The organism is Leifsonia sp. NPDC056824 (assembly GCF_042789575.1).
In the GTDB taxonomy this organism is placed as follows: Bacteria; Actinomycetota; Actinomycetes; order Actinomycetales; family Microbacteriaceae; genus Leifsonia.
This window is the reverse complement of the sequence record NZ_JBHUAV010000001.1, coordinates 1,768,332-1,790,428: the sequence shown is the minus strand read 5'-3', so window position 1 is coordinate 1,790,428 and position 22,097 is coordinate 1,768,332. Positions and strand designations below refer to the sequence as shown.

21 protein-coding genes are annotated in these 22,097 nt (G+C 69.7%); 12 read left to right on the top strand and 9 right to left on the bottom strand.

The genetic code is table 11. From position 1 onward, the window contains the following. Nucleotides 1–7 precede the first annotated feature (7 nt). Genes ACFRFH_RS09050 through ACFRFH_RS09040 form a run of 3 tightly spaced genes read right to left on the bottom strand, consistent with a single transcriptional unit; the run spans nt 8 to nt 3,278 of the window. Nucleotides 8–970 (bottom strand): carbohydrate ABC transporter permease, encoded by a 963-nt coding sequence (locus ACFRFH_RS09050; RefSeq protein WP_382462645.1) that lies wholly within the window; start codon nt 968–970, stop codon nt 8–10. Beyond that, nucleotides 967–1,902 (bottom strand): carbohydrate ABC transporter permease, encoded by a 936-nt coding sequence (locus ACFRFH_RS09045; RefSeq protein WP_382462644.1) that lies wholly within the window; start codon nt 1,900–1,902, stop codon nt 967–969. Before ACFRFH_RS09045 ends, ACFRFH_RS09050 begins: the two co-directional genes overlap by 4 nt. Then, nucleotides 1,899–3,278: an ABC transporter substrate-binding protein gene (locus ACFRFH_RS09040; protein ID WP_382462643.1), complete on the bottom strand. Its 1,380-nt coding sequence runs from the start codon at nt 3,276–3,278 to the stop codon at nt 1,899–1,901. Before ACFRFH_RS09040 ends, ACFRFH_RS09045 begins: the two co-directional genes overlap by 4 nt. 80 nt (nt 3,279–3,358) lie before the next feature. On the opposite strand from ACFRFH_RS09040, the gene ACFRFH_RS09035 reads away from it, so the two are divergent. The 4 genes from ACFRFH_RS09035 to ACFRFH_RS09020 all read left to right on the top strand — a co-directional run bounded on the left by ACFRFH_RS09035 (nt 3,359) and on the right by ACFRFH_RS09020 (nt 7,008). Beyond that, entirely contained in the window at nt 3,359–4,375 is a 1,017-nt protein-coding gene (locus tag ACFRFH_RS09035; RefSeq protein WP_382462642.1) for a LacI family DNA-binding transcriptional regulator, read from the top strand. A 100-nt stretch (nt 4,376–4,475) separates the two neighbouring features. Beyond that, nucleotides 4,476–5,492, top strand: a complete 1,017-nt coding sequence (locus ACFRFH_RS09030) for a LacI family DNA-binding transcriptional regulator (RefSeq protein ID WP_382462641.1) — start codon at nt 4,476–4,478, stop codon at nt 5,490–5,492. A gap of 192 nt (nt 5,493–5,684) precedes the next feature. Further along, a complete protein-coding gene (locus ACFRFH_RS09025; protein ID WP_382462640.1) occupies nt 5,685–6,572 on the top strand; it encodes an arginase family protein in 888 nt (295 codons plus the stop codon). Nucleotides 6,573–6,753: 181 nt separating this feature from the next. Continuing rightward, on the top strand, nt 6,754–7,008 hold the full coding sequence (locus ACFRFH_RS09020; RefSeq protein WP_382462639.1) for a hypothetical protein: 255 nt from the start codon (nt 6,754–6,756) through the stop codon (nt 7,006–7,008). A 24-nt stretch (nt 7,009–7,032) separates the two neighbouring features. On the opposite strand, the gene ACFRFH_RS09015 is transcribed toward ACFRFH_RS09020, so the two are convergent. After that, complete coding sequence (locus ACFRFH_RS09015; RefSeq protein ID WP_382462638.1) at nt 7,033–7,866, bottom strand: DUF1206 domain-containing protein; 834 nt, start codon at nt 7,864–7,866, stop codon at nt 7,033–7,035. A gap of 182 nt (nt 7,867–8,048) precedes the next feature. On the opposite strand from ACFRFH_RS09015, the gene ppk2 reads away from it, so the two are divergent. The 4 genes from ppk2 to ACFRFH_RS08995 all read left to right on the top strand — a co-directional run bounded on the left by ppk2 (nt 8,049) and on the right by ACFRFH_RS08995 (nt 11,390). Further along, on the top strand, nt 8,049–8,876 hold the full coding sequence (gene ppk2, locus ACFRFH_RS09010; RefSeq protein ID WP_382462637.1) for a polyphosphate kinase 2: 828 nt from the start codon (nt 8,049–8,051) through the stop codon (nt 8,874–8,876). Continuing rightward, nucleotides 8,860–9,615 (top strand): phosphatase PAP2 family protein, encoded by a 756-nt coding sequence (locus tag ACFRFH_RS09005; protein WP_382462636.1) that lies wholly within the window; start codon nt 8,860–8,862, stop codon nt 9,613–9,615. The genes ppk2 and ACFRFH_RS09005 overlap by 17 nt, the downstream gene beginning before the upstream one ends. Then, nucleotides 9,612–10,361, top strand: a complete 750-nt coding sequence (locus tag ACFRFH_RS09000) for a phosphatase PAP2 family protein (RefSeq protein ID WP_382462635.1) — start codon at nt 9,612–9,614, stop codon at nt 10,359–10,361. Before ACFRFH_RS09005 ends, ACFRFH_RS09000 begins: the two co-directional genes overlap by 4 nt. A gap of 90 nt (nt 10,362–10,451) precedes the next feature. After that, nucleotides 10,452–11,390 carry a phosphodiesterase gene (locus tag ACFRFH_RS08995; RefSeq protein WP_382462634.1) on the top strand — a complete coding sequence of 313 codons (939 nt, stop codon included), beginning with the start codon at nt 10,452–10,454 and terminating at the stop codon, nt 11,388–11,390. A 24-nt stretch (nt 11,391–11,414) separates the two neighbouring features. Here the strand turns inward: ACFRFH_RS08995 and ACFRFH_RS08990 are convergent, their stop codons facing one another. The 3 genes from ACFRFH_RS08990 to ACFRFH_RS08980 form a co-directional block, all read right to left on the bottom strand. Continuing rightward, nucleotides 11,415–12,995, bottom strand: a complete 1,581-nt coding sequence (locus ACFRFH_RS08990; RefSeq protein ID WP_382462633.1) for a stealth family protein — start codon at nt 12,993–12,995, stop codon at nt 11,415–11,417. A 108-nt stretch (nt 12,996–13,103) separates the two neighbouring features. Further along, nucleotides 13,104–14,264, bottom strand: coding sequence for a ScyD/ScyE family protein (locus ACFRFH_RS08985; RefSeq protein ID WP_382462632.1), 1,161 nt, complete (start codon nt 14,262–14,264; stop codon nt 13,104–13,106). Nucleotides 14,265–14,376: 112 nt separating this feature from the next. Beyond that, the gene (locus ACFRFH_RS08980; protein ID WP_382462631.1) at nt 14,377–15,420 is read right to left on the bottom strand and encodes a LacI family DNA-binding transcriptional regulator; all 1,044 of its coding nucleotides are present in this window, start codon (nt 15,418–15,420) and stop codon (nt 14,377–14,379) included. A gap of 191 nt (nt 15,421–15,611) precedes the next feature. Here ACFRFH_RS08980 and ACFRFH_RS08975 point away from each other — a divergent pair, with 191 nt between their 5' ends. From ACFRFH_RS08975 to ACFRFH_RS08960, 4 genes are read left to right on the top strand one after another with little or no spacing between them, the layout of a single operon-like run. After that, on the top strand, nt 15,612–16,937 hold the full coding sequence (locus ACFRFH_RS08975; protein WP_382462630.1) for an ABC transporter substrate-binding protein: 1,326 nt from the start codon (nt 15,612–15,614) through the stop codon (nt 16,935–16,937). Between the two features lie 3 nt (nt 16,938–16,940). Continuing rightward, on the top strand, nt 16,941–17,900 hold the full coding sequence (locus ACFRFH_RS08970; RefSeq protein WP_382462629.1) for a carbohydrate ABC transporter permease: 960 nt from the start codon (nt 16,941–16,943) through the stop codon (nt 17,898–17,900). A 5-nt stretch (nt 17,901–17,905) separates the two neighbouring features. Then, entirely contained in the window at nt 17,906–18,757 is an 852-nt protein-coding gene (locus ACFRFH_RS08965) for a carbohydrate ABC transporter permease (RefSeq protein ID WP_382462628.1), read from the top strand. Between the two features lie 22 nt (nt 18,758–18,779). Beyond that, nucleotides 18,780–19,709, top strand: coding sequence for an NADP-dependent oxidoreductase (locus ACFRFH_RS08960; protein WP_382462627.1), 930 nt, complete (start codon nt 18,780–18,782; stop codon nt 19,707–19,709). A 41-nt stretch (nt 19,710–19,750) separates the two neighbouring features. On the opposite strand, the gene ACFRFH_RS08955 is transcribed toward ACFRFH_RS08960, so the two are convergent. Both ACFRFH_RS08955 and lysA read right to left on the bottom strand, forming a co-directional pair. Then, a complete protein-coding gene (locus ACFRFH_RS08955; RefSeq protein ID WP_382462626.1) occupies nt 19,751–20,683 on the bottom strand; it encodes an aldo/keto reductase family oxidoreductase in 933 nt (310 codons plus the stop codon). A gap of 128 nt (nt 20,684–20,811) precedes the next feature. Then, nucleotides 20,812–22,071, bottom strand: coding sequence for a diaminopimelate decarboxylase (gene lysA / locus ACFRFH_RS08950; RefSeq protein WP_382462625.1), 1,260 nt, complete (start codon nt 22,069–22,071; stop codon nt 20,812–20,814). Nucleotides 22,072–22,097 lie beyond the last annotated feature (26 nt).

The window sequence follows — 22,097 nt, the reverse complement described above, 5'->3', positions numbered from 1 at the left end:
GAATCGGTTACTTGACGCTTCCGGCGGTGAGACCTCCGACGAGGAACCGCTGGAAGACGAGGTAGAGCACGACGACGGGGACCGCGCAGACGAGCGAGGCGGCCATCATCTGTCCGTAGAGGGGAAGGGACCCGCCTTCCGCGGAGGCGCCGAAGATCTGCAGCACCACCGCGGCGGTCTGGGTGTCGGGGCGGGTGAGCACCGACGCGAAGAGGACGTCGTTCCAGCCGAGCAGGAACGAGAAGACGCCGGAGACGACCAGCCCGGGCCAGCTCAGCGGCACGATGATCCGCACGAGCACCCCGACCGCGGAGGCGCCGTCGATGCGCGCGGCCTCCTCCAGCTCGCGCGGCAGCCCGCGCAGGTAGGTGACCAGCACCCACGTCGCGAACGGCAGCGCGAAGGTCAGGTAGGCCAGGAACAGCCCCCAGCTCGTGCCGATGACCGTGATGCCGAGGTAGTTGCCCGCCGAGGCGAACACCACGAAGACCGGCAGGAGCAGCAGGGTGCCCGGCACGCTCTGCAGGCCGATCAGCCCGCGGAGGATCGTCAGCCGGCCGAGGAACTCGAAGCGCACGAGCACGTAGGCGGTGACGATGCCGAGCGCGGAGGCCACCACGGCGACCAATCCGGCGATGGTGATGCTGTTGAACAGCCCGTTCGCCAGCGGGAGGGTGTCCCAGATCTTCGTGTAGTTCGCGAGCGTGAACTGGGTCGGGAAGTACGCGCCGCGCGCGACCTCCACGTCGGAGTTCATCGACGCGAACACGATGTAGAGCAGGGGGACGGCGATGACGGCGAGGATGACGCAGGTGCCGATCACCAGGACGGGCGTCGGCAGCAGGCGGGTCACCTCGGCGACGCGGCGCTCCGGCTTGCCCTTGGACGTGCGCGGCTTGGATGCGGCGGCGAGGGACGGGACGGCTTCGAGAAGCGGCTCGCGCTCGACGTCGGTTGCGGGGACGGTCATTTGCGGCCTCCGGAATCCGCGCCCGTGTCGAGTCTGACCGCGCGCAGGTAGAAGAACAGCGGGATGGCGATGAGCAGCAGCGAGATCAGCGCCATGGCGGCGCCCATCCCGAACCGCAGGCTCGTGAAGCTCATGCTGTACACGAGCGTGGGCAGCACCTGCACGTCGAACGGCGCAGGGACGCCGAACAGCAGGAACGCCAGCGAGAAGTTGTTCATGTGGTGCAGCGTCGCGATCAGGCAGGCCAGCGCGACGGGGCCGCGCAGGTAGGGGAAGATCACGTAGCGCAGCTTCGCCCACCAGAGCGCGCCGTCGAGCGCCGAGGCCTCGTGGACCTCGTGGTCGACCGACTGGAGGCCGGAGAGCGCCATCAGGTAGATGAACGGCCACGCGGACCACACCTCCACCAGGATCAGCACCCAGTAGCTGGCCGGGCCGTTCAGCCACTGCACGGCCGGCATCCCCGCGCCCTCCAGCGCCTTGTTGACGATGCCGTCGGGCTGCAGCATGGTGCGCCAGAACGTTCCCACCACGAACGCCGGGAGGACGTACGGGATCAGGAACAGCGAGCGCACCACGCCGCGGCCGCGATACCGGTTCTGCGTCGCGAGGGCCGCGAACACGCCGATCGGGACCGAGATGAGGGTCGAGATCACCGCGAACCCGACCGTGTTGCCGAACGCGTGCAGGAGGTCGGTCTTGGTGAACGCCTCCACGATGTTCTGCAGCCCGACGAACGGAGCGGAGATCCACGACCGGATCGTGTACTGGTCCAGCTCGAGCAGGGCGATGTAGACGCCCAGGATGAGCGGGATGACGATGATCAGGCCGATCAGGAGGCCGCCGGGTGCGAGCATCCAGAGCGGCCTCCCCTGCTTCGTGAGGGACCTCCGTCGGGCGGGCGCCGTCGCTTTCCTCACCGCGAGCGTCATTTGCCGGCCGATGCCCGATCGAGTGAGGACTGCGCGTCCTGCTGCGCCTTGGCGAGCGCGGACGAGAGCCAGCTGTCCGAGACGCCGGAGCCGGCGAGCTGCGGCCGGGCCTGGACGACGACGTTGGTCAGCGCGAGCTGGATGTCGCCCCACGCGCCGGTGAACGGCGTGCTCTTGGCGTGCGCCCCGGAGTCGAGGATCGGTGCCAGCGTCTTGTCGGCCGATTCGATCTTCGTGGCCGCGGCCGCGTTGGTCGGGAGGTCGCCGAAGTTCTGGTGGTAGTAGAGCTGGAAGTCCTCGCTCGTGATGAGCTTGACGTAGGCGGCCGCGAGGTCCTGGTTCTTCGAGTACGACGCGATGACCACGTTGTCGCCCGAGATGATCGAGGTCGACGGGATGGAGTGGCTCGGCGCGGTGGTCTCACCCGGAGGGACGGTCGGCATCACGGCGAAGGCGTAGTGGCCCTTGACCGGCGACGCGTTCAAGGTGTTGGCCACGGAGGCGGTGGTCATCAGCATCATGGCCGACTTGCCCGAGGCGAAGTTCGCCGCGGCGTCGGTGTCCTTCCAGCCGGCGGCGGCGGGGTTGACGACCTTGTCCTTGTTCAGCCAGCCGAAGTAGGCCTGCATGCCCTTCTTCACGGCCGGGCTGTCGAGGTTCGCCTTCTTGCCGGAGACCAGCGGCGTGCCGTAGTCGTTGGCGAAGGTCCAGGCGTACTTCCACGGGGTGTAGCCGTCGGCGTAGCCGGTCGAGAAGCCGTACACGCCGTTGCCGGTGAGCTTCTTGGCCTGCGCGAGGAGGCCGTCCCAGGTCGACGCCGGCTTGGTCAGGCCCGCGGCCTTGAACATGTCGGTGTTGTACGCGAGCACGTAGGGGCGGCTGGCGAACGGGACGCCGATCTGGTTCTTCGAGTCCGGCCCGGAGATGCCGAGGGAGGCCGGGACGAAGCGGCTCTTGCCGCCGACCTTGTCCCACATCGCGCTGTCGAGCTTGACGAAGGCGCCGGTGGAGTAGGCGGTCGGCGTGAAGGTGGTGCCGATCGTGTAGACGTCGGGGCCCTGGCCGGAGACGACCGAGGTCTGGATCTTGGTGAGCTCGTCGTTCGCAGAGGCGAACGTCTCGAACTTGATGTCGGCGCCGGTCTGCTTCTTGAGCGCGGCGGCGATCTTGGCCTGCCAGGCGCGGAGGGCGTCGGCGTGCTGCGCGTTGGCCCCGACGAGGACGTCGAGGGTCTTGCCCTTGCCGTCGACGGCCGAGCCGGTCGACGTGCTGCTGCTTCCGCTGCCACCGCAGGCGGTGAGCCCGAGTGCGGCGACCGAGATGACGGCGGCCGCCCCCAGCAGGCGGATTGTCGATTTCTTCACGTTGCTCCTCATTGAGTTCAATCGGAATCTCCGGCGGTGCGAGCCAGGAGGACGCGTTGACGCTAATCTCGTTGCACAACGGAAGGCAAGAAATGCAAAAGTTGCCAGCGGGTGCGCACGGCAGGCGTGCGCCGACCCTCGCGGACATCGCCGCCCTCAGCGGCGTCGCGACCTCCACCGTCTCCCGCGCGCTCTCGCAGCCGGAGCGGGTCAGCCCGCGCACCAGGCACCGCATCGAGGCGGCCGCCAACCAGCTCGGCTACACGGCCCCGGCCGCTCCCGACCCGCAGTCCGGCCCGCGCGCCGTCGCGCTGCTCATCCCGGACATCACGAACCCGTTCTTCTTCGGCCTGATCCGGAGCACGCAGCAGCAGCTCCGCGCCGCGGGCTACACGCTCCTGCTGGTCGACACCGAGGAGGTGACGGACTTCGAGTCCGGCTACCTGGACACCTTCGGCCACTCGGCCGCCGGCTTCATCCTCGCCGCCACGCGTCTCTCCGACGAGCAGCTCGCGGAGGCCGCGGAGCGCGTCCCGCTCGTGACCATCAACCGCGACAGTCCCGGGGTCCCGTCCGTCATGATCGACACCCCGAACGGCGTCCAACAGGCCGCGGAGCACCTGTACTCCCTGGGCCACCGCGACATCGTCTACCTCGCCGGGCCGACCGCGTCCTGGTCGGACAGCCACCGCTGGGAGCTGCTGCAGGAGACCGGGAAGGCGCTCGGGATGAGCGTGCGCAGGCACGGGCCGCACCACCCGAGCAAGAGCTCGGGCGCGGCGGCCGCCGACGCCCTGGTCAACTCCGGCGCGACGGCGGCGATCGCCTTCAACGACCTGCTGGCGATCGGCGTGCTGATGCGGCTGCGCGAGCGCGGCATCGACGTGCCGGGCCAGCTCAGCGTCGTGGGCTGCGACGACATCTTCGGCGCGGACTTCTGCAACCCGCCGCTCACGACGCTGTCCTCCCCGATCGAGCAGGCGGGCCGGATGGCGACGGACATGCTGCTCGGCCAACTCCGCGCCGGGAGCCCGGTCACGCGCTCGGGGGTGGTGCTGCCGACGCACCTGGTGATCCGCGGGTCGACGGGGCCGGTGGCCGCCTGCTGACGCCGCCCGCACATCTGCGCAGCGCATTCTGTGCGGTTCCGCATGCAATTTCGTTGCATCGTGTTGCTATCAGTTTGCCATGCGTGTTGTCGTGGTCGGCATGGATTCCCCCACGGGCCCGCGTCGCACCCCGACGCTCGCGGACATCGCCGCCCTGAGCGGCGTCGCGACATCCACGGTCTCGCGCGCCCTGTCGGAGCCGCGCCGGGTGAACGACGCCACCCGGGGGCGCATCGAACGCGCAGCGGCGGAGCTCGGCTACGTGTCGCGGACGCGCGTGCGGCCGCTGCCCGCCGGCCGCCCCCGTGCGATCGCGGTCCTGGTGTCCGACGTGACCAACCCGTTCTATTTCGGGATCGTCCGCGGCACCCAGCACCAGCTCAAAGCAGCCGGCTACCAGCAGATCCTCGTGGACACGGAAGAGTCGGACGAGCTGGAGGACGACATCCTCCGCAAGCTCCGCAGCTCGTTCGACGGCGCCATCCTGGCGGCCTCCCGGCTGACGGACCGCCGCCTGACGGCGCTGTCGGAGGAGCTGCCGCTGATCGCGATCAATCGCCAGACCCGCGGCGTCCCCAACGTCTTCATCGACACGCCGACCGGTTTCCAGCAGGCGCTGACGCACCTGGTGTCGCTCGGCCACCGCGACATCGCCTACCTCGCCGGGCCGGACGCGTCGTGGGCGAACGAGACCCGCTGGCGCACGCTCGCCCGCGCCGCGGCCGGCCACGGGATCTCGATGCGGCGGCTCGGCCCGTTCCTCCCGAGCTACGACCCCGGCGTCGCGGCGGCCGACGCCGCCATCGCGGCCGGCGTCACCGCCTGCATCGCCTTCAACGACCTGATCGCGATCGGCATGCTGCGGCCGCTCGCCGAGCGCGGCGTGCGGGTGCCGCAGGACATGAGCGTCGTGGGCTGCGACGACATCTTCGGCGCGGACTTCTGCAACCCGCCGCTGACGACCCTCACCCAGCCCACCGAGCGCGCCGGCCGCACCGCAGTCGACATCCTGGTCAGCCGCCTCAACGCCCACGACGAGCGCGAGATGCGCCGCAGCGCCACCCTGCCCACCCACCTCACCGTGCGCGCCTCGAGCGGCCCCCACGCAGCCCCCTGACCAACAGTTCCGGAGTTGTGCACGCAACACGCCGGTGCGCGGCGTACACAACTCCGGAAAAGATGGCTGGCTGCGCCCCGTCCGAGGGGGATTTTCCGACTCAGTCCAGATGTGCTTGCTACCGAGCAACTAATAGTTGCTATCGTGTGCTCACCCGCACCAACACGCTTCACCCGAAGGGCGTCTGGAAATATGAGCACCGTGGTCGACCAGGATCCGGCGAACCCTCTCGCAGAGGCGCCGAACGAGTCCCGCCGGGCGCACCCCGCCCGACCGACCGTCACGGCGTTCGTCGACGGTGTGTCCGGCCACAACGACCGCGCCAGGCGCGCCACCATCGACCTCGCGAAGACGCTGGCCCGGCGGCTGGAGGCGAAGGTCGGCGTGATCGGCGAAGGCACAGAGCACGGGCAGACCCTCGGCTGGCGTGCCGCCCTCCACGAGGCCGAGGCGGAGCTGGACGCGCTGGCGGAGACGACGGAGCACTCCCTGCGGTCCTCGTCGTTCAGCGCCTTCTGTCTGACCCGGAACGCGGCCGCCCTCGCCACCCTCCCCGCCGTCGCCCGGGCCCACCCGGACGCCGCGATCGTGTGGATGGGCGCCCACCCCTGCCTGCACACCCCCGCGACCACCCGCACCGGCGACCTCAGCGGGATGGCGCTCGGCGGCGCGACCGGCCTGTGGAAGTCCGGACACGGCGGCGAGCTGGCCCTGTCGAACGTGGTGCTGCTCGGCGCCCGCGACCTCGACCAGGCCGAGCGGAACGTCATCGCCAACTCGCCGATCCGCAACATCCCGACCGGGCCGCGGATGCAGGAGGAGCTGGCGGCGACGATCGCCGGCCGGGAGGTGTTCGTGCACTTCTCCGCCGACGTACTGCAGCCGGGCATCGTCCTCACCGACTTCCAGGTCGCGAACGGCCTGACCATCGACGCCGTGGTGGCGACGGCTCGCACGCTCGCCGGCGAGCGCGTGCTCGGCCTCCAGCTCAGCGAGCTCGAGCACGACCCGGCCGACCGTTTCAACACCTCCGCCCAGCTCGTGCTGGAGATGTTGGCGCCCCTGCTTCCGCGCGGGTAGGTGACATCAGGGCACGATCCCGGATCGGGGACTTCCTCGAGACCGGCCCGCGCGACGCGGGCTGCGCGGAGACGATGTCGCTCATGCACGGTGGACTCCGACGATGATGACACCGTGAGCTTGTCTCGCGCCCCCTACTGGGGCTGCATGTGGGTGACCACCTGACCGTAGTCTCACTCCCATGTCGAAACGGCGCGCGACCGGCGGGGACCTCGTGAAGCTCTGGCTGCTCACAGCGTTCGTGATCGGCTGTTGTATCTGGGTTCTCTCGCAGTCCACCGTCGATTGCCAGGTCGAGGCCGGCACGGTGAATGCGGGTCGCTGCGTCGCGACCTCCATGGCGCACGGATTCGCGCCCTACCTGCCGTGGGTGATGATCGGCCTCGGCGGCCTCACGGTGATCGCCACGTTGCGCTTCCTTCTCCGCCGCCGATAACCGGCGCTCAGGATCTGTGGCTGCTCAGAACCGCGCCAGCCACGCCCGCGCGACGTTGTACACGCCGGACGCGATCAGCCCGACGCCGAGCACCACGATGATGAGGCCGCCGAACGGGAGCTGCACGAGCGTGTCGAGCCCACCGGTGAGCCCGGTCGCGTTCGCGGGCTGGACACGGATCGCGGCGAGGATGAAGGCTGCGCCCGCCGCCCCCACCACGACGCCTTTCGCAAGGTAGCCGACCACCCCGAGGATCGTGACACCTCGTCCCGCGTTGCCGTGCGGCAGCCGGATGTCACGGCGGAAGCGGCGCCGGACCCCCTTCACGACGAAGTAGACGCCGACCCCGCAGACCACCAGTCCGACCACTCCGAGCAGCAGCTGGCCGCCGGGGGTCGACAGGATCCCCGTGCTCAGCTGACGTGTCGAATCGCTCGCGTGGGTCGGGTGCCCTTGGGCGAACGCCACGGCAGTGAAGCCGAACACCGCGTAGGCCACCGCCTTGCTCAGCTGCTGCAGCCGCCGCGACCAGGCGGCGCCCGATCCACCCCTCACCAGGATCGCCTCCGTCAGCAGCCAGAGCGCCAGCGCGAACAGGCCGATCGCACTGATCCACAGGACGATGAACCCGCCCGGGAGCTTGGTCACCTCTTCGAGAGCGCCGGTCTGGTCGGCTTCGCCGACGTGCGTCGCCCCGAACTGGATCGCCAGCCCGCCCAGGAGGATCTGGATCACACCGCTCGCGGCGAACCCCACTCGAGCGGGGATCTCGAGCAGTTTGCTGTCGCCGGCGACGCGGACCGCCTTGCGCACGTCCGCCTTGCCCGCCTCGGCGCCCCCCGCCTTCGCGCTGGTCATCGCAGCCTCTTTCCGTTTCTCGGGACGAAACATCCACATCTGCTAGCTCAGTGATAGTCCTCCGACGCGCCCCCGGCGTGGGGTTGACACACGAGTAGCACGATGCACGAGACTTTCAACCCCGGGGAAATGTCTTCGCCTGCGCCGTATGCTCGGTCGGTCATGCGAACCGAAGGCGATAGATGAGCACCCCGAAGAAGAAGAAATCGAAGGGCGACGGACCCACCAAGGCGGCGTACGAAGCGGAGCTGGAGCGGCTTCAGATCGAGCTGGTGGCCATGCAGCAGTGGGTCGTCGCGACCGGGGCACGCGTGCTCGTCATCTTCGAAGGACGGGACGCGGCGGGCAAGGGCGGCGCGATCAAGCGGATCATCCAGCGCCTCAATCCGCGGTCCGCGCGGGTCGTCGCGTTGGGCGTCCCCACTGAGCGCGAGAAGAGCCAGTGGTACTTCCAGCGCTACATCGAGCGGCTCCCGGCGGCCGGCGAGATCGTGCTGATGGACCGGTCCTGGTACAACCGCGCCGGTGTCGAGCATGTGCTCGGCTACTGCACGCCGGAACAATACGAGACCTTCCTCGGCCAGGCCCCTGCGCTCGAGCGGTTGCTCGTGGAGGACGGCCTCATGCTCTTCAAGTACTGGTTCTCGGTCTCCGACGATGAGCAGCAGAAACGGTTCGAGAAGCGGCTGAAGGACCCGATGCGCCGCTGGAAGCTCTCCGAGACGGACCTCCACTCGATCACGCACTGGGAGGAGTACTCGCAGGCCAAGGACGACATGTTCAAGGCCACCGACATCCCCGAGGCGCCCTGGTGGACGGTGGAGAGCGACGACAAGAAGTCGGCCCGCCTGAACGTCATCAGCCACCTCCTCTCGCAGATCCCGTACGAGACGATCGAGCCGAAGAAGCTGAAACTCCCCGAGCGACCGGCGGCCGACGACTACGTGCGGCCACTGCGCGAACTGTACAAGTACGTGCCGGATCGAGCCTCCGATGACCTCAGCGCTTAGCGATCGACGCGAGGGGGCGCGGCAACGGTGGCACGAGAAGTTCCTCGTCGAGGAGCGGGTCGTGCCGGCCTCCTCGCGGCGGAACCTGTACATCGTCTCGGCCGTCCTCCTGGTGGTCGGGCTGGTCTGCTTCCTCGTGGTCCTCGACTCGGTCCGCGAGAGCGACGGGCTGTCGGCGATCGACCGGCCGATCCAGGCGTGGCTGGAGGGCATGCGGGCACCCACGCTGACGGTCGTGATGGCGGTCGTCGCCACGGTCTTCGGTCCGATCGTGCTGCCGATCGTCGTCCTCATCACCGTGGTGTGGTGGGGCTTCGCGGCACGGCACGCGTGGCGACCGCTCCTGCTCGCCGGGGGCATGGCCGTCGGCCTCGCCACCGTCCAGATCCTCGCTCCGACCATCGGCCGGCACCGGCCGCCCGTCAGCTCCATGCTGATCGGTGTGGACCACACGTCGTCGTTCCCGTCAGGGCATGTGATGGGCGCGACCGATTTCCTCCTGATCACGACCTACCTGGTCTTCTCGCGTCGCCGTAACCCGGTGCACACGGTGATCGCGCTCGTCGTCGCGTTCGCCCTGGCACTCGCGACGGCCGCCTGCCGGGTCTACCTGGGGTACCACTGGCCGACCGATGTGCTCGCCTCGATGTCGCTCTCACTGGTGGTGATCGGCGGTGTGATCGCCGTGGACACTTGGCGGACCGTCCGGGTGCGGTCGTCCAGGCCGGAATCGCCATGAGCGACGACCAGCACGGGTCGGGCAACGAGCCCGTGAACGCGATCGAGGAGGTCGTCGCCAGCGACGCCCCCGCCGAGGTCAAGATCGCCCGGCTGTGGTGGGTCGTCTCCGGGGCGGCGGCGCTCGTCTTCGTCATCCTGCTCGCGACGGTGATCTTCTACCGGCAGGCCGACAAGCCGTTCCCCTTCGAGCTCGCGTGGATGAACGCGATGGTCACGGTGCGGGCGCCGAGCTGGACGGTCCCGGCGCTCGTCCTCGATCAGGTGGGCGGCGGCATCAGCTCGATCGTCTATGTGCCGCTCACGATCATCGGCGGCCTCCTGCTCTGGCGCCGCCCCTGGGCGGCCCTGTACTACGTGATCGCCGCCGTGACGAGCGGCGTGATCGTGACCGTCATCAAGACCCTCGTCGGACGCCCGCGGCCGACGGCGATCCTCGTCCAACCCGACTTCGGCTCGTTCCCATCCGGGCACAGCGCGACCGCGGCCCTGATCGCGACGACGCTCGCGATCATCTTCTGGCGCCGGTGGGTCTGGATAGCGGGTCTGATCTACACGCTGCTGATGATGCTCAGCCGCACCTATCTCGGCGCGCACTGGATCCTGGACACCGTCGGGGGCATGCTGGTCGGGGTGGGGGTCGGGATCATCCTCTGGGCGCCCTTCGCCCTGCGGCTGTACCGCGAGCGCCGGCGCCCCCATCCACCGATCTGGATCACGGTGGACCACCATCCGGCGAATCCGTAGCTCCTGGCGCCGGCGGCCTGCACGAACTCTCATCGGGGCCACGCCCGGAATGTTCACGGGGCGTTCAGTCCGGGGTGGTTCGATAGCGGCGTGAAGACGCGAATCGCGGAGTACCCGCGGCCGGACCACTTCCTGCTCCACATCAGCGACACGCACCTGCTCGCCGGTGGTGAGCGCCTGTACGGGAGCGTCGACAGCGAGGAGCATCTCCGGGCTCTACTCCAGGAGGTCGAGGGGTCGGGAGGCCGCCCGGAGGCGATCGTGTTCACCGGGGACCTGGCCGACCGCGGCCAGCCCGACGCCTACGCGCGGCTGCGCGCGCTGGTCGAGCCCGTCGCCGCGCGGATGGGCGCGCACGTCGTCTGGGTGATGGGCAACCACGACGAGCGCGCCGCCTTCCGGCGCACCCTGCGCGACGAGCAGGGCGGTACGGCGCCCGTCGATGACGTGCACTGGATCGGCGGCCTGCGGATCATCGCGCTCGACTCCACCGTGCCGGGCCACCACTACGGCGACGTGAGCGAGTCGCAACTCGACTGGCTGGCCGCCGAGCTCGCGTCGCCCGCGCCCGAAGGCACCATCCTGGCGATGCATCACCCGCCCGTGCCGAGCGTGCTCGACCTGGCCGTCTCGGTCGAGCTCCGCAACCAGTGGCAGCTCCGCGAGGTGCTGGAGGGGAGCGACGTGCGCTCGATCATCGCCGGGCACCTGCACTACTCGTCGACGGCCCTGTTCGCCGGCATCCCGGTCTCCGTCGCCTCAGCGAGCTGCTACACGCAGGACCTCAACGTCCCGGTCGGCGGCACGCGGGGTCGCGACGGCGCCCGCGCCTTCAACCTGGTGCACGTCTACCCGGACACCGTGCTGCACTCGGTCGTCCCGCTCGGCCAGTACCCGGCGCTAGACTACATCGACGCGGAGGAGTCGGCGCGGCGCCTGGCCGCCGACGGCATCCGGATCCTCGGGCCCGTGCGCCGGTCGCCGGTGCGCGAGCAGCCGCCGACCACGCCCATCCCGATCCTCCACTGACCGGGCGCGGATCGTCGACGAGCACTACTCCCCTGGTCGCTCCCACGGTGCGCTGAACGGGAAGTACCGCTCCAGGAAGTCCGTCACGACCCGCAGGCGCTCGGCCGGCTCGATCTCCGGGTGTGAGCCGTCGTTGAGGCAGAACATGTCCTGGTCGCGCTTCTTCAGGAGCCGGCGCATCATGTCCGGCGCCTGCCGCAGCGTGGTCTCGATGTAGAGCACCTTCGCCTGGGTCTGGGTGACCGCGCGACCGGTCATCAGCCCGTAGTAGTGGTACAGCGAGTTGGTGACCGAGATGTCCGTCGCCGAGCGGAACGGGCTGGCCGCGGTGCGACGGAAGTCCTCCGCGAACTCCCGCTCCATCTCCTGCAGCACGCTGATCCGCAGCGGGGCGGCGCAGTGCTCGAGATGGCGGGTGGTCACGCGGCCGAACCGCTCCCACAGCAGCCGCCGGTTGACGCGGGCCGCGTTCTCGAAACCGCTGCGGGCCGGGTCGGTCTCGCCGAGCCCGATGCGGGTGCCCGCCTCCACGAACTTCGTCACCCCGCCGGGTGAGAAGAAGATGTCCGGCGAGAGCGGGCGGCCGATGAACATGTCGTCGTTGGAGTACAGGAAGTGCTCGGCCAGCCCCGGGATGTGATGCAGCTGACTCTCGACGGCGTGGGAGTTGTGGGTCGGCAGCCCGGAGGTGTCGGGGAAGAAGTCCTCGCTGCGCATGATGTGGATGTTCGGGTGCTCGGCGTCGAGCCACGGCGGCACGGGCGAGTCGGTCGCGATGTAGATGTTCCGGATCCACGGCGCGAACATGTGGACGCTGCGCAGCGCGTACTTGAGCTCGTCGATCTGCCGGTACCGCGCCTCGTTGTCGTCGCCTTCTCCGACGACGTACGACTCCATCCGCGCGGCGCGCTGGCGCTGATACTCGGCGTCGGAGCCGTCCACCCACGAGAACACGATGTCGATGTCGAAAGCCACGTCGCTCGCCAGCGGATCGAACATCTGCTGGAGGGTGCGCCAGCGGCGGCCGTACCGCTCCACCTCCGCCTCCACGGCCTCGCTGCGGGGCAGACGCGGCCGCATGATCGCGTTCGGGCGCGGAGCCGTGATCTCGTCGTCGCCGAACCGCCAGAACTCCAGCTGGAACGCGGTGTCGGCGCCGTAGCGCAGCCGCCCGATCGGCTCCACCCGAGGCCGGTACAGGCGCAGGACGTCCGCCTTGCGGCGGGAGAGCCGGCCGTCCGCGACGAGCAGGTCGTCGTCCTCCTGGTCGACGCTGCGGACGTAGAACGGCTCGTCCGCGAAGGCGGCCGCCAGCGCGGCAGCCGTCTCCTTCCGGCGGCGGCGGTCGATCGCGATGATCGGCCGGTTGTCGTCGCCGCGGACCAGCAGGAACTCCAGCCCGGCCGAGTCCAAGGCGTCCCCGACCGCGAGCAGGTCTTCGATCATCGACTCGCGCGGCGTGAAGGGGCCGGAGACCAGCGTGAACATCCCCTTCCGCTGCACGATGCCGTCGCGGGCGAACCGTGGGGCGCCCGAACCGGAGTCATGCGTGACGACGACGGGTTCGGGCTCGACGGACAGGGAGGCGGGAGGGAAGTCAGGCATACGCCCCTCACTCTAGGCTCCCCCGGTCGGGTCGGAAGACCGCGGAGCCTGGACGCCTCCCGCCGCGGCGGACGGGAGGCATCCGCCCCCGGCTCATTCCCTCAGAGCTCACCCCCCGACGTTGATGCGGACCAGCTGGCCGCTGAGGCCGTTCGGTCCGTTGGAGGGCATGATCGACCAGTTGGACACGTAGACGTTGCCGCCGCGGAACGCGAACCCGGACGGGAAGAACAGGTGTCCGGCGCCGAAGGTCGTGCGCTGCCCGCTCGGGCTGATCCGCACGACGTCGCCGGCCGGGTTGCCCGAGGGGCTCGGGTTCAGGCCGTTGACCTGGAACTCCGTCACATAGAAGTTCCCGGATCCGTCGAAACCGCAGCCCTGGATGGTGCTGAAGCCGGTCCACTTCACGACCGCGTGACCGTTCGGCCACACCTGCCAGACGCGGGCGCCTCCCGGTGCGAACGTCCCGCCGAGCAGCTCGGTCACATAGAAGGAGCCGTCCGGCGCCTGCGCGACGCAGGTGGCGACGGCGTCGGTGACCGACCCGGACGGCACGTCCAAGTAGGCCACGGTCGTGACCGCAGCGTTCTTGTCGACGCGAGCCAGGATGTTCGTCCCTGCGTCTGCGACGTAGCGGGCGCTGCCGACCGTGAGCACGGTGTTCGGGTTGGCGTCGGGGAACTGCGGGTTCAGGTTCGTGTGCGCGGCCGACCAGGCGAAGTCGGCATCACCGGTCGAGGCGACCGACGACCAGGAGCCGGACGACGGGTCGAGCAGGACCGTCCGCCCGAGCGAGGCCCGCGCGGCGTCGATGATGGGGTTCCCCGGCGGGACAGGCGGGATCGGCGACGTGTTCTCGGCGAACTGTCCCGTCAGCCACCTCCCCTGGGCGTCCACCGAGACCAGGCCTTCGGCCCCCGTCCCGGACTGATCCGCAGCCGAGAACAGGCCCGTGATCGGGTGCGTCAGCGTGCCGTTCGCCCAGACGCCGAGTCGTCCGGTGAGGCCGCCGAAGAGCGCGCCCTCCGGTCCGCCGCCGATCGCCAGCGGGCCACCGTGCCCGGCCTCGGCGATGAAGAGCCGGCCTCCCGTGCCGAACGTCAGCCCACGCGGGTTGTCCAGTCCTGACACGACGACCTGCACGGTCCCGACGGGGGGCTTCGCCGCGGTGTGCGTCGAGGCCTGCGCCGACGTGGCGCCCGCGGCGACGAGCGCTGCGATGAGCAGTGCGGGCATCCCTGCGCGCACGGCGATGTTCAGTGTTTTCATCCGAGTCCACTCCAGATCTCTGTTGCCCGTCGCAATCCCCAAGACGCCCAAAAAGTTAGCATTCCTCAACTCTGGTGGGTAGCCCCAGGAAGCTCATGGGAAACGGAAAGAGTCAGGCTACGGGCCGCGCCGTGGAGGCGCGGACGACCAGGCTCGTGGACAGATCCACCCGCGGCAGGTCCGCCGCCTCGGGAGCAGCACCCTGATCGGACGCGGCGAGCAGCAGGCGCACCGCGACCTCGCCCATCTCGGAGATCGGTTGGCGGATCGTCGTGAGCGGGGGTGTCCCCCAGCTCGCCTCCGGCACATCGTCGAATCCGACCACGCTGAGGTCGTCGGGGATGCGGAGGCCGGCTGCTTTCGCAGCGTCGTAGACCCCCATCGCCATGAGGTCGGAGCAGGCGAACACCGCGGTCGGGCGGTCAGGGCGCCGGAGGATCGGGGCGATGGCCTCCGCGGCGCGCGCACGGTCCCAATCGCCGTGCACGACCGTCGGCTCCGCTCCGCCACCGACCTCGAGCGCGGACCGGAACCCGTCGATCCTGGCCCGGCTGTAGAGATGCATCCTGCTGCCTCCGACGACCGCGAACCGCTGGTGGCCGAGCCCGAGCAGGTGCTCGGCCGCTGCGCGCCCGCCGTCCCAGTTCGTGACGCCGACGCGCATCGCGGGAGCGGCCGGCTCGCTCATCGGCGTGACCAGCACGACGGGGATGCGCGCGGCCTCCAGCGCGGCGAACTGCCCTGGGGCCGGATCGACCAGCACCACGACCGCGCCGCGCGAGGGACGGCGAAGGAGGCGGGACACCCAGTTGCCGTCCGGCCGGGCGATCGTGATCACCACGTCGACGTTGGCCGCGGTCGCGGCGGCCTCGACGCCGGTGAGGACGCCGTTCGCCCACGTTCCGTGGACGTGGTCGACCACAAGGTCGATCATCGCCGAGGCGTCGGGCTCCGCAGCGCTCGCCCGCGGCGTGGTCGCCCGCGACGCTCGCGCGTACCCGACGGCGTGCACCGCCGCCATCACCCGGTCGCGCGTCGCCGGTGACACATCGGTCCCTCCGCGGAGCACTTTCGACACCGTGGGGACGCTCGTGCCGGCCATCCCCGCGACGTCGGACAGGGTCGGCCGTTCGCGCCTGAGACCCTCGTCACCCATGACCGCAGCATATCCAGGGCGCCGATGCTTGCGCAAACTTTCGTAAATCGGATGTCTTGCGCTCCCGCTGCTTTGCTGAAAACATGACCAAATCGCCCCAATCACCAGTGCGAATTTGCGCAAATCATCGGTTGCGGCGGTCCACCTCTCCAGGTGTTCGACGAAGAAAGCCGCCGGAAACGCTCCGGCCGATGGAGGAGAAGACACGCATGACGAACGGCCTGCTCTCGGGAACCGTCTCCCGGCGAGGACTACTCGCCGGCACCGGAGGACTCGCCGTCCTCGCCGCGCTCGCCGCCTGCAGCTCGCCGGGCGGCACCGCGTCCTCGACCGTCAAGTTCTGGAACATGCCGTGGGGAGGCACGGCCTTCTCGCCGCTGGACAAGAAGATCTCGCTGGCCTACAAGCCGGCGAGCGGGCTGCCCGCGGCCGGGTACCAGGCGGTGCAGTGGTCCAACTTCACGACGACCTTCGCCTCGGCGATCGCGTCGAACACCGGCCCGGCGGTCAGCAGCGGCAGTGGCACGCAGGCGTTCCAGTTCGCCGAGAAGAACTACATCGCGTACGCGGACGCCCTGTTCGACTCCTGGAAGTCCAACGGCATGCTGGACGACTTCCTGCCGGGCGTCCTGGACACGATGAAGACGAGCAAGGGCTACGTCGCGGTGCCGTACAACCTCGACATGCGCGTGCTCTGGTACCGCAAGTCGCTCCTGGAGAAGGCGGGAGTCGAGGCGCCGACCGACTGGCAGTCCTACCTGGACGTCTGCGCAGCGCTCAAGAAGATCGGCGTCTACGGCTTCGGGATCGCGTCCGGCGCGCAGGGCAACGGCTTCCAAGTCCTGACCGGCCTGCTCATCAACAACGGCGGCGGCCTGTTCAACGCCGACCAGAAGCCGGACTGCGTGACCCCGGCCAACATCGAGGCGCTGGAGTTCGTGGTCGAGATGGTTCGCAAGGGCTACATGGACCCGGGGAGCGTCAGCTACTCCACGACCAACGCACAGACCCAGTGGAAGGCCGGCACGTTCGGCATGGGCTTCGAGAGCCCCGGTCTCGCGCAGGTGCTCGGCGGCTCGCTCGTGCAGGACATGGCCGTCAGCGACCCGCTTACCGGCGCACGCGGCGGCAAGGGCGCGCTCTCCTTCCCGAACAACATCATGATGTACAAGCACACGCCCAGCCAGAAGGGCTCCGAGGCGTTCCTGACCTACTACTACAAGAACATGGCGCCGCTCTGGACCGAGAACACCGGGATCGGCCTGCCCGTGCTGAAGTCGATCGCGGCGACGAAGGAGTTCCGGTCCGACCCCAATGCGGTCGCCATGATCGAGAAGTGGCAGCCCATCTGCAAGACCTGGGCGGCGCCGGGCGGCGACGCGCTGTTCGCCGACGTGACCCTGGTCGACAGCACCCCGGCGATGACGACCTGGGCGCAGAGCGTCCTGTCGCAGAAGGCCACCCCCAAGGAGTCCCTGCAGACGCTGCAGAAGACCCTGACCTCCCAGCAGAAGTAGACCATGGCCACCCCAACGACACTGGAGTCGGTCCGGCGCGCGCGCCGCGGCGTCGCGGTCGCGGGCAGGGGTCGGCCGGGCACGCGGCCGCCCGGTCGGCTGAGCTCGAGCGCGCTCACCCTCGTCCTGTTCGCGACCCCGGCCGTCCTGCTGCTCCTGCTGCTCAACCTGTACCCGGTGCTGTACGCCGGCCAGCAGTCCCTGCGCAACGGGGATCTGGTCGACGCCGGCACGTTCGTCGGCCTGCAGAACTACGTGACCGTGCTGACCTCCCCGGAGTTCTGGCACGCGGCCTGGTTCACGGTCGTCTTCACGGTCGTCGGGGTCTTCGGGAGCTGGGCGATCGGACTCGGGCTGGCGCTACTGCTGCGGACCCGTGTGCCGGCGAACGGCATCCTGAAGGTCCTGCTGCTGCTCCCCTGGGTCGTGCCGATCGTGGTCTCCTCCACATCGTGGAACTGGCTGGTCGCCACACCGCAGAGCCCGCTGCCGATGCTGGCGAAGGCGCTCGGGTTCGGGGACGTGCTCTTCCTAGCCGACCCGCTGCTCGCGCAGGTCACGGTCTGCGTCTTCAAGGTCTGGGTCAGCTTCCCGTTCATGATGATGATGATGTCCTCCGCGCTCGCGTCGGTCGACACGAACGTCTACGAGGCGTCGCGCGTGGACGGCGCCACCCGCTGGAAGACCTTCCGGTTCATCACGCTGCCGATGATCGCCCGGTCCACCTTCATCTCCTGGATCCTGATGACGATCTTCTGCGTGAACGACTTCCCGACGATCTTCCTGCTCACCGGCGGCGGCCCGGTGAACTCCACGCAGACCCTGGTCGTGCTCGCGTACACGACGGTGTTCCAGAACTTCCAGACCGGCCCCGGTGTCGCGATCGCCTTCCTGATGACGATCGTGCTCGTCATCGTCAGCGTCACCCTCTACCGGCAGATCAGAAAGGCGGCCATCGAATGACGGCTGTGGCTCAGCAGACCGCACCGGCGGCTGTCCGGCGGCCCCGGGCGGAGGGCGACCGCGGCCGGTGGTGGCGGTTCAGCCTCCTCGCGGTCGTCACCGCCCTCGTGCTCGTGCCGCTCGCGGCCGTCGTGCTGCTCTCGCTGCAGCCGGGACTCGGCAGCTCCGCGACCGGCGTGACCTTCGACAACTACGTCGCCGTCATCACCTCGACCGACCTCGGCGTCTGGGTGGCCAACAGCCTCGTCGTCACGCTCGCGACGGTGGTCGTCGCGGTGGTCATCGCGGCGCCGGCCGGGTACGTGCTCTCGCGGGGGCGGGGGAGGCTGGTGGCCGGCTTCTCGCTGACGCTGTTCGTGATCCAGTCGCTGCCGGTGGTGACCGCGGTCATCCCGCTGTTCATCCTGTTCGCGAACATCGGGCTGGTGGACACCCTGGGCGGTGTCGTGATCCTGTACGTGGGCGGGACGCTGTCCGTCGCCATCTGGATGATGGCGGCCTACTTCGACTCGATCCCGATCAGCCTGGAGGAGGCGGCCTGGATGGACGGCTGCTCCGTGTTCGGCAGCTTCACGCGGGTGGTGCTGCGCAACTCGCTGCCCGGCGTGCTCTCGACGGCGATCTTCGCCTTCCTGCTGGCCTGGAACGACTACCTCGTGGCCGTCATCTTCCTGCGATCGGACCAGAACTACACCCTGCCGATCGGCCTGCAGACCTTCTTCCAGCAGAACCAGACCGACTGGGGGCCGGTGATGAGCGTCGCGGTGGTGATGATGATCCCGCCGATCATCGTCTTCGCCGTGCTCAACCGCTACTTCAGTGTGGGCGGGATCGGAGGCTCCCTGGCGGGGCGGTGACCGCGCGTGGCAGGGTGGTCCCATGAAGGCGATCGTCGTCGACGACAAGACCCAGGGAACAGCGGGAATCCGGCTGGCGGACGTGCCGGAGCCGACGCCGGCGATCAACGACGTGATCGTCGCGGTCCACGCGGCCGGGTACGTCCCGACCGAGGTCGGCTGGTCGTCGACCTGGACCGATCGCGCCGGCCGGGATAGGTCGCCGGCGATCCTCGGGCACGAGCTGGCCGGTGTGGTCACCGCGCTCGGCTACGGCACGACGGGCCTCACCATCGGGCAGCGGGTGTTCGGGATCGCGGACTGGCACCGCGACGGCACGTTGGCCGAGTACGTCGCCGTCGAGTCCCGCAACCTCGCGCCGCTTCCCGGCGACGTCGACTTCACGGTCGGCGCCAGCCTCCCCATCTCCGGGCTCACCGCCTGGCAGGGGCTGTTCGACCACGGCCGGCTGGCGTCGGGCCAGACGGTCCTCGCGCACGGCGCCGCCGGGGCGGTCGGCACGATGGTGACGCAGCTCGCCCGGGAGGCCGGCGCCCACGTCATCGGCACCGGGCGCTCCGCCGACCGCGAGAAGGCGCTCGACTTCGGCGCGCACGAGTTCGTCGACCTCGCCCACGACAGCCTCGAGGACGTCGGGGAGGTCGACCTCGTCTTCGACGTCATCGGCGGCGCGATCCAGGAGCAGTCCGCGCGCCTGGTCCGCGCGGGCGGGGCCCTGGTCACCGTCACCGGGCTGGCCGGGGTGCGGCCGAAGGACGGCCGGTCGGTCGATTTCGTGGTCGAGTCGGTCCCCTCCCAGCTGGTGGAGATCGTCCAGCGCGTGCGCGACGGCCGGCTGCGCACGAACATCGGCGATGTCGCGGCTCTCGCCGACGCGGTCGCCGCGCTCGACCCGGCCGATCGGCGCAGGGGCAAGACCGTCATCGAGGTCCGCCCCCGCGCGGTCGGCTAGGGCACCGTGAGCTACGGCACGGTGAGCTAGGGCGCGGCGAGTCAGGGAACCAGGTACCCCGCCGCCCGGTACAGCTCGTACCATTCCGCCCGCGTCAGCGGCAGCTCGGAGCCGAGTGCGGCGGCGGCCACACGCGACGGCGTCGTCGTGCCGAGCACGACCTGCATCCGCGCCGGGTGACGGGTGATCCACGCGACCGCGATGGCCTCCGCGGGGACGCCGTACTCCCCGGCCAGCCGGTCCACGACCGCGTTGAGCTCGGGGTAGCGCTCCGAGCCCAGGAACGGGCCGTCGAAGAAGCCCGCCTGGAACGGCGACCAGGCCTGAACCGTGATGTCGTTGAGGCGGCAGTAGTCGAGGATGCCGTAGTCGCGGCTGATCGACTGGTCGAGGGCCTGCATGTTGGAGGCCACGCCCTGGGCGATGATCGGCGCGTGCGTGATCGAGAGCTGCAGCTGGTTGGCGACGAGCGGCTGCGTCACGTACCTGCGGAGCAGGTCGATCTGGCCCGGCGTGTGGTTCGAGACGCCGAACGCTCGGACCTTGCCCGAGGACGCCAGCTCGTCGAAGGCGCGCGCGACCTCCTCCGGCTCGACCAGGGCGTCGGGACGGTGCAGCAGCAGGATGTCGAGGTAATCGGTGCCGAGCGCCTCCAGGCTGCCGTTCACCGACTCCAGGATGTGCTCGGCCGAGAAGTCGAAGTACGGCCCGTCCGGCACGATGCCCGCCTTGGACTGGATGACGAACTCCTCGCGCTCCGAGGGGCTCAGCTTCATCGCCTCGGCGAACCGGCGCTCGCAGCCGTGCAGCGGGGTGCCGTACACGTCGGCGTGGTCGAGGAAGGTGATGCCGGCGTCCCTGGCGGTCCGCACGAGCGTGCGCACCTCCTCGTCGGACTTGTCCTGGATGCGCATCAGGCCGAGCACCACATTGGGCGCGGTGATCTCGGTGCCGGGCAACGTGAATGTTCGCACGGGTCGTCCCTTCTGGACAGCGATGGGGGGCACGCCCGGACGGACGTCCCTCCACGCTACGAAGGCGGCATTCGGAAGTCCAACAACTGTTTTCTCTGCCAGTGATGAGCCGGATCGATCAAACGTCCTCAGACGTCCCGGTCGAAGAGGTCCTCCCACGTCTCCCGGCGGATGACGGCCCGCGCCTCGCCGTCGCGCACGAAGACCACCGGCGGACGGCGGTACCCGTTGTAGTTGTTCGCCATCGTGTGCGTGTACGCGCCGGTCGCGGGCACGGCGAGGAGGTCGCCGACCCGGGCGGTGGGCAGCCGCAGCGGGTCGATGAGCACGTCCCCCGACTCGCAGTGCCGGCCGACCACCACGACCTCCTCGGCGTCCTCCTCGTGCAGGCGGCCGGCGAGGACGGCCTCGTAGCGCTGGCCGAACAGCGCGACCTCCAGGTTGTCGCCCATGCCGCCGTCGACGGCGACGAAGGTGCGGGCGTCGCGCTTGACGGTCGTCACCGTGTAGAGGGTGAAGGCCGACGCGTTCACCATGCTGCGGCCGGGCTCGATGATGAGCTCGGCGTCGGCCGGCAGGTGCTCGTCCGCGGCGGCGAGCAGCGCGTCGATGTACTCGTCGACGGACGCGGGCCGGTCGTCGATCGTGTAGCGGGCGCCGAGGCCGCCGCCGAGATCGTAGACCGGGAAGTCGCCGAGGGCCGCGAGCGGTGCGACGGCGGCGGCGAGCTCTGCCGGGTCCATGATCTGCGAGCCGACGTGGGCGTGCACGCCCCGCATCTCGAGCAGCGGGCTCGCCTCGATCCGGGCGATGAGGAGGCGTGCCGCGCCGACGGTGAGCCCGAACTTGGAGCCCACCTGTCCGGTCTGGACGTGCGGGTGCGTGGACGAGACGACGTCGGGGACGACCCGGACGAGGACGCGCTGAACGTTCCCCGGCGCGACCAGCTGCTCGAGCCGGTCGACGTCGTCCGCGTTGTCCACGACGACGAGCCCGACCCCGGCCTCCACCGCGATCCGCAGCTCCTCCGTCGTCTTGGCGTTGCCGTGCATGACCAGGAGGGCCGGGTCCACCCCCGCGCGCAGGGCGCTGAGGATCTCGCCGCCGCCCGCGACGTCCAGGCCGATCCCCTCCTCCACCATGACCCGCTGCACGGCGGTCGCGGGGAACGCCTTCGACGCGAAGACGACCCGCGCGTTCGGCCGGCGCGACGTGAGGACGGTGCGGTATTCGCGCGCCCTGGCCCGCAGCGCCGCCTCGTCGACGACGATCGCGGGGGTGCCGAACTCGCGCGCGAGGTCGTCGACCCGGCAGCCCGCGATCACGAGGACTCCGTCGGGGTCGACGGTCGCACCGGCCGGGAAGAGGTCGACGAGGGGGTGGGGCATGGCGGTGTCCTTGGGTCGGATTCGGA

What these genes read in the sequence shown, in the direction of transcription:
- ACFRFH_RS09050 (WP_382462645.1), bottom strand. Translation starts at nt 970, where the DNA reads ATGACCGTCCCCGCAACCGACGTCGAGCGCGAGCCGCTTCTCGAAGCC.
- ACFRFH_RS09045 (WP_382462644.1), bottom strand. Translation starts at nt 1,902, where the DNA reads ATGACGCTCGCGGTGAGGAAAGCGACGGCGCCCGCCCGACGGAGGTCC.
- ACFRFH_RS09040 (WP_382462643.1), bottom strand. Translation starts at nt 3,278, where the DNA reads ATGAGGAGCAACGTGAAGAAATCGACAATCCGCCTGCTGGGGGCGGCC.
- ACFRFH_RS09035 (WP_382462642.1), top strand. Translation starts at nt 3,359, where the DNA reads ATGCAAAAGTTGCCAGCGGGTGCGCACGGCAGGCGTGCGCCGACCCTC.
- ACFRFH_RS09030 (WP_382462641.1), top strand. Translation starts at nt 4,476, where the DNA reads ATGGATTCCCCCACGGGCCCGCGTCGCACCCCGACGCTCGCGGACATC.
- ACFRFH_RS09025 (WP_382462640.1), top strand. Translation starts at nt 5,685, where the DNA reads ATGAGCACCGTGGTCGACCAGGATCCGGCGAACCCTCTCGCAGAGGCG.
- ACFRFH_RS09020 (WP_382462639.1), top strand. Translation starts at nt 6,754, where the DNA reads ATGTCGAAACGGCGCGCGACCGGCGGGGACCTCGTGAAGCTCTGGCTG.
- ACFRFH_RS09015 (WP_382462638.1), bottom strand. Translation starts at nt 7,866, where the DNA reads ATGACCAGCGCGAAGGCGGGGGGCGCCGAGGCGGGCAAGGCGGACGTG.
- ppk2 (WP_382462637.1), top strand. Translation starts at nt 8,049, where the DNA reads ATGAGCACCCCGAAGAAGAAGAAATCGAAGGGCGACGGACCCACCAAG.
- ACFRFH_RS09005 (WP_382462636.1), top strand. Translation starts at nt 8,860, where the DNA reads ATGACCTCAGCGCTTAGCGATCGACGCGAGGGGGCGCGGCAACGGTGG.
- ACFRFH_RS09000 (WP_382462635.1), top strand. Translation starts at nt 9,612, where the DNA reads ATGAGCGACGACCAGCACGGGTCGGGCAACGAGCCCGTGAACGCGATC.
- ACFRFH_RS08990 (WP_382462633.1), bottom strand. Translation starts at nt 12,995, where the DNA reads ATGCCTGACTTCCCTCCCGCCTCCCTGTCCGTCGAGCCCGAACCCGTC.
- ACFRFH_RS08985 (WP_382462632.1), bottom strand. Translation starts at nt 14,264, where the DNA reads ATGAAAACACTGAACATCGCCGTGCGCGCAGGGATGCCCGCACTGCTC.
- ACFRFH_RS08980 (WP_382462631.1), bottom strand. Translation starts at nt 15,420, where the DNA reads ATGGGTGACGAGGGTCTCAGGCGCGAACGGCCGACCCTGTCCGACGTC.
- ACFRFH_RS08975 (WP_382462630.1), top strand. Translation starts at nt 15,612, where the DNA reads ATGGAGGAGAAGACACGCATGACGAACGGCCTGCTCTCGGGAACCGTC.
- ACFRFH_RS08970 (WP_382462629.1), top strand. Translation starts at nt 16,941, where the DNA reads ATGGCCACCCCAACGACACTGGAGTCGGTCCGGCGCGCGCGCCGCGGC.
- ACFRFH_RS08960 (WP_382462627.1), top strand. Translation starts at nt 18,780, where the DNA reads ATGAAGGCGATCGTCGTCGACGACAAGACCCAGGGAACAGCGGGAATC.
- lysA (WP_382462625.1), bottom strand. Translation starts at nt 22,071, where the DNA reads ATGCCCCACCCCCTCGTCGACCTCTTCCCGGCCGGTGCGACCGTCGAC.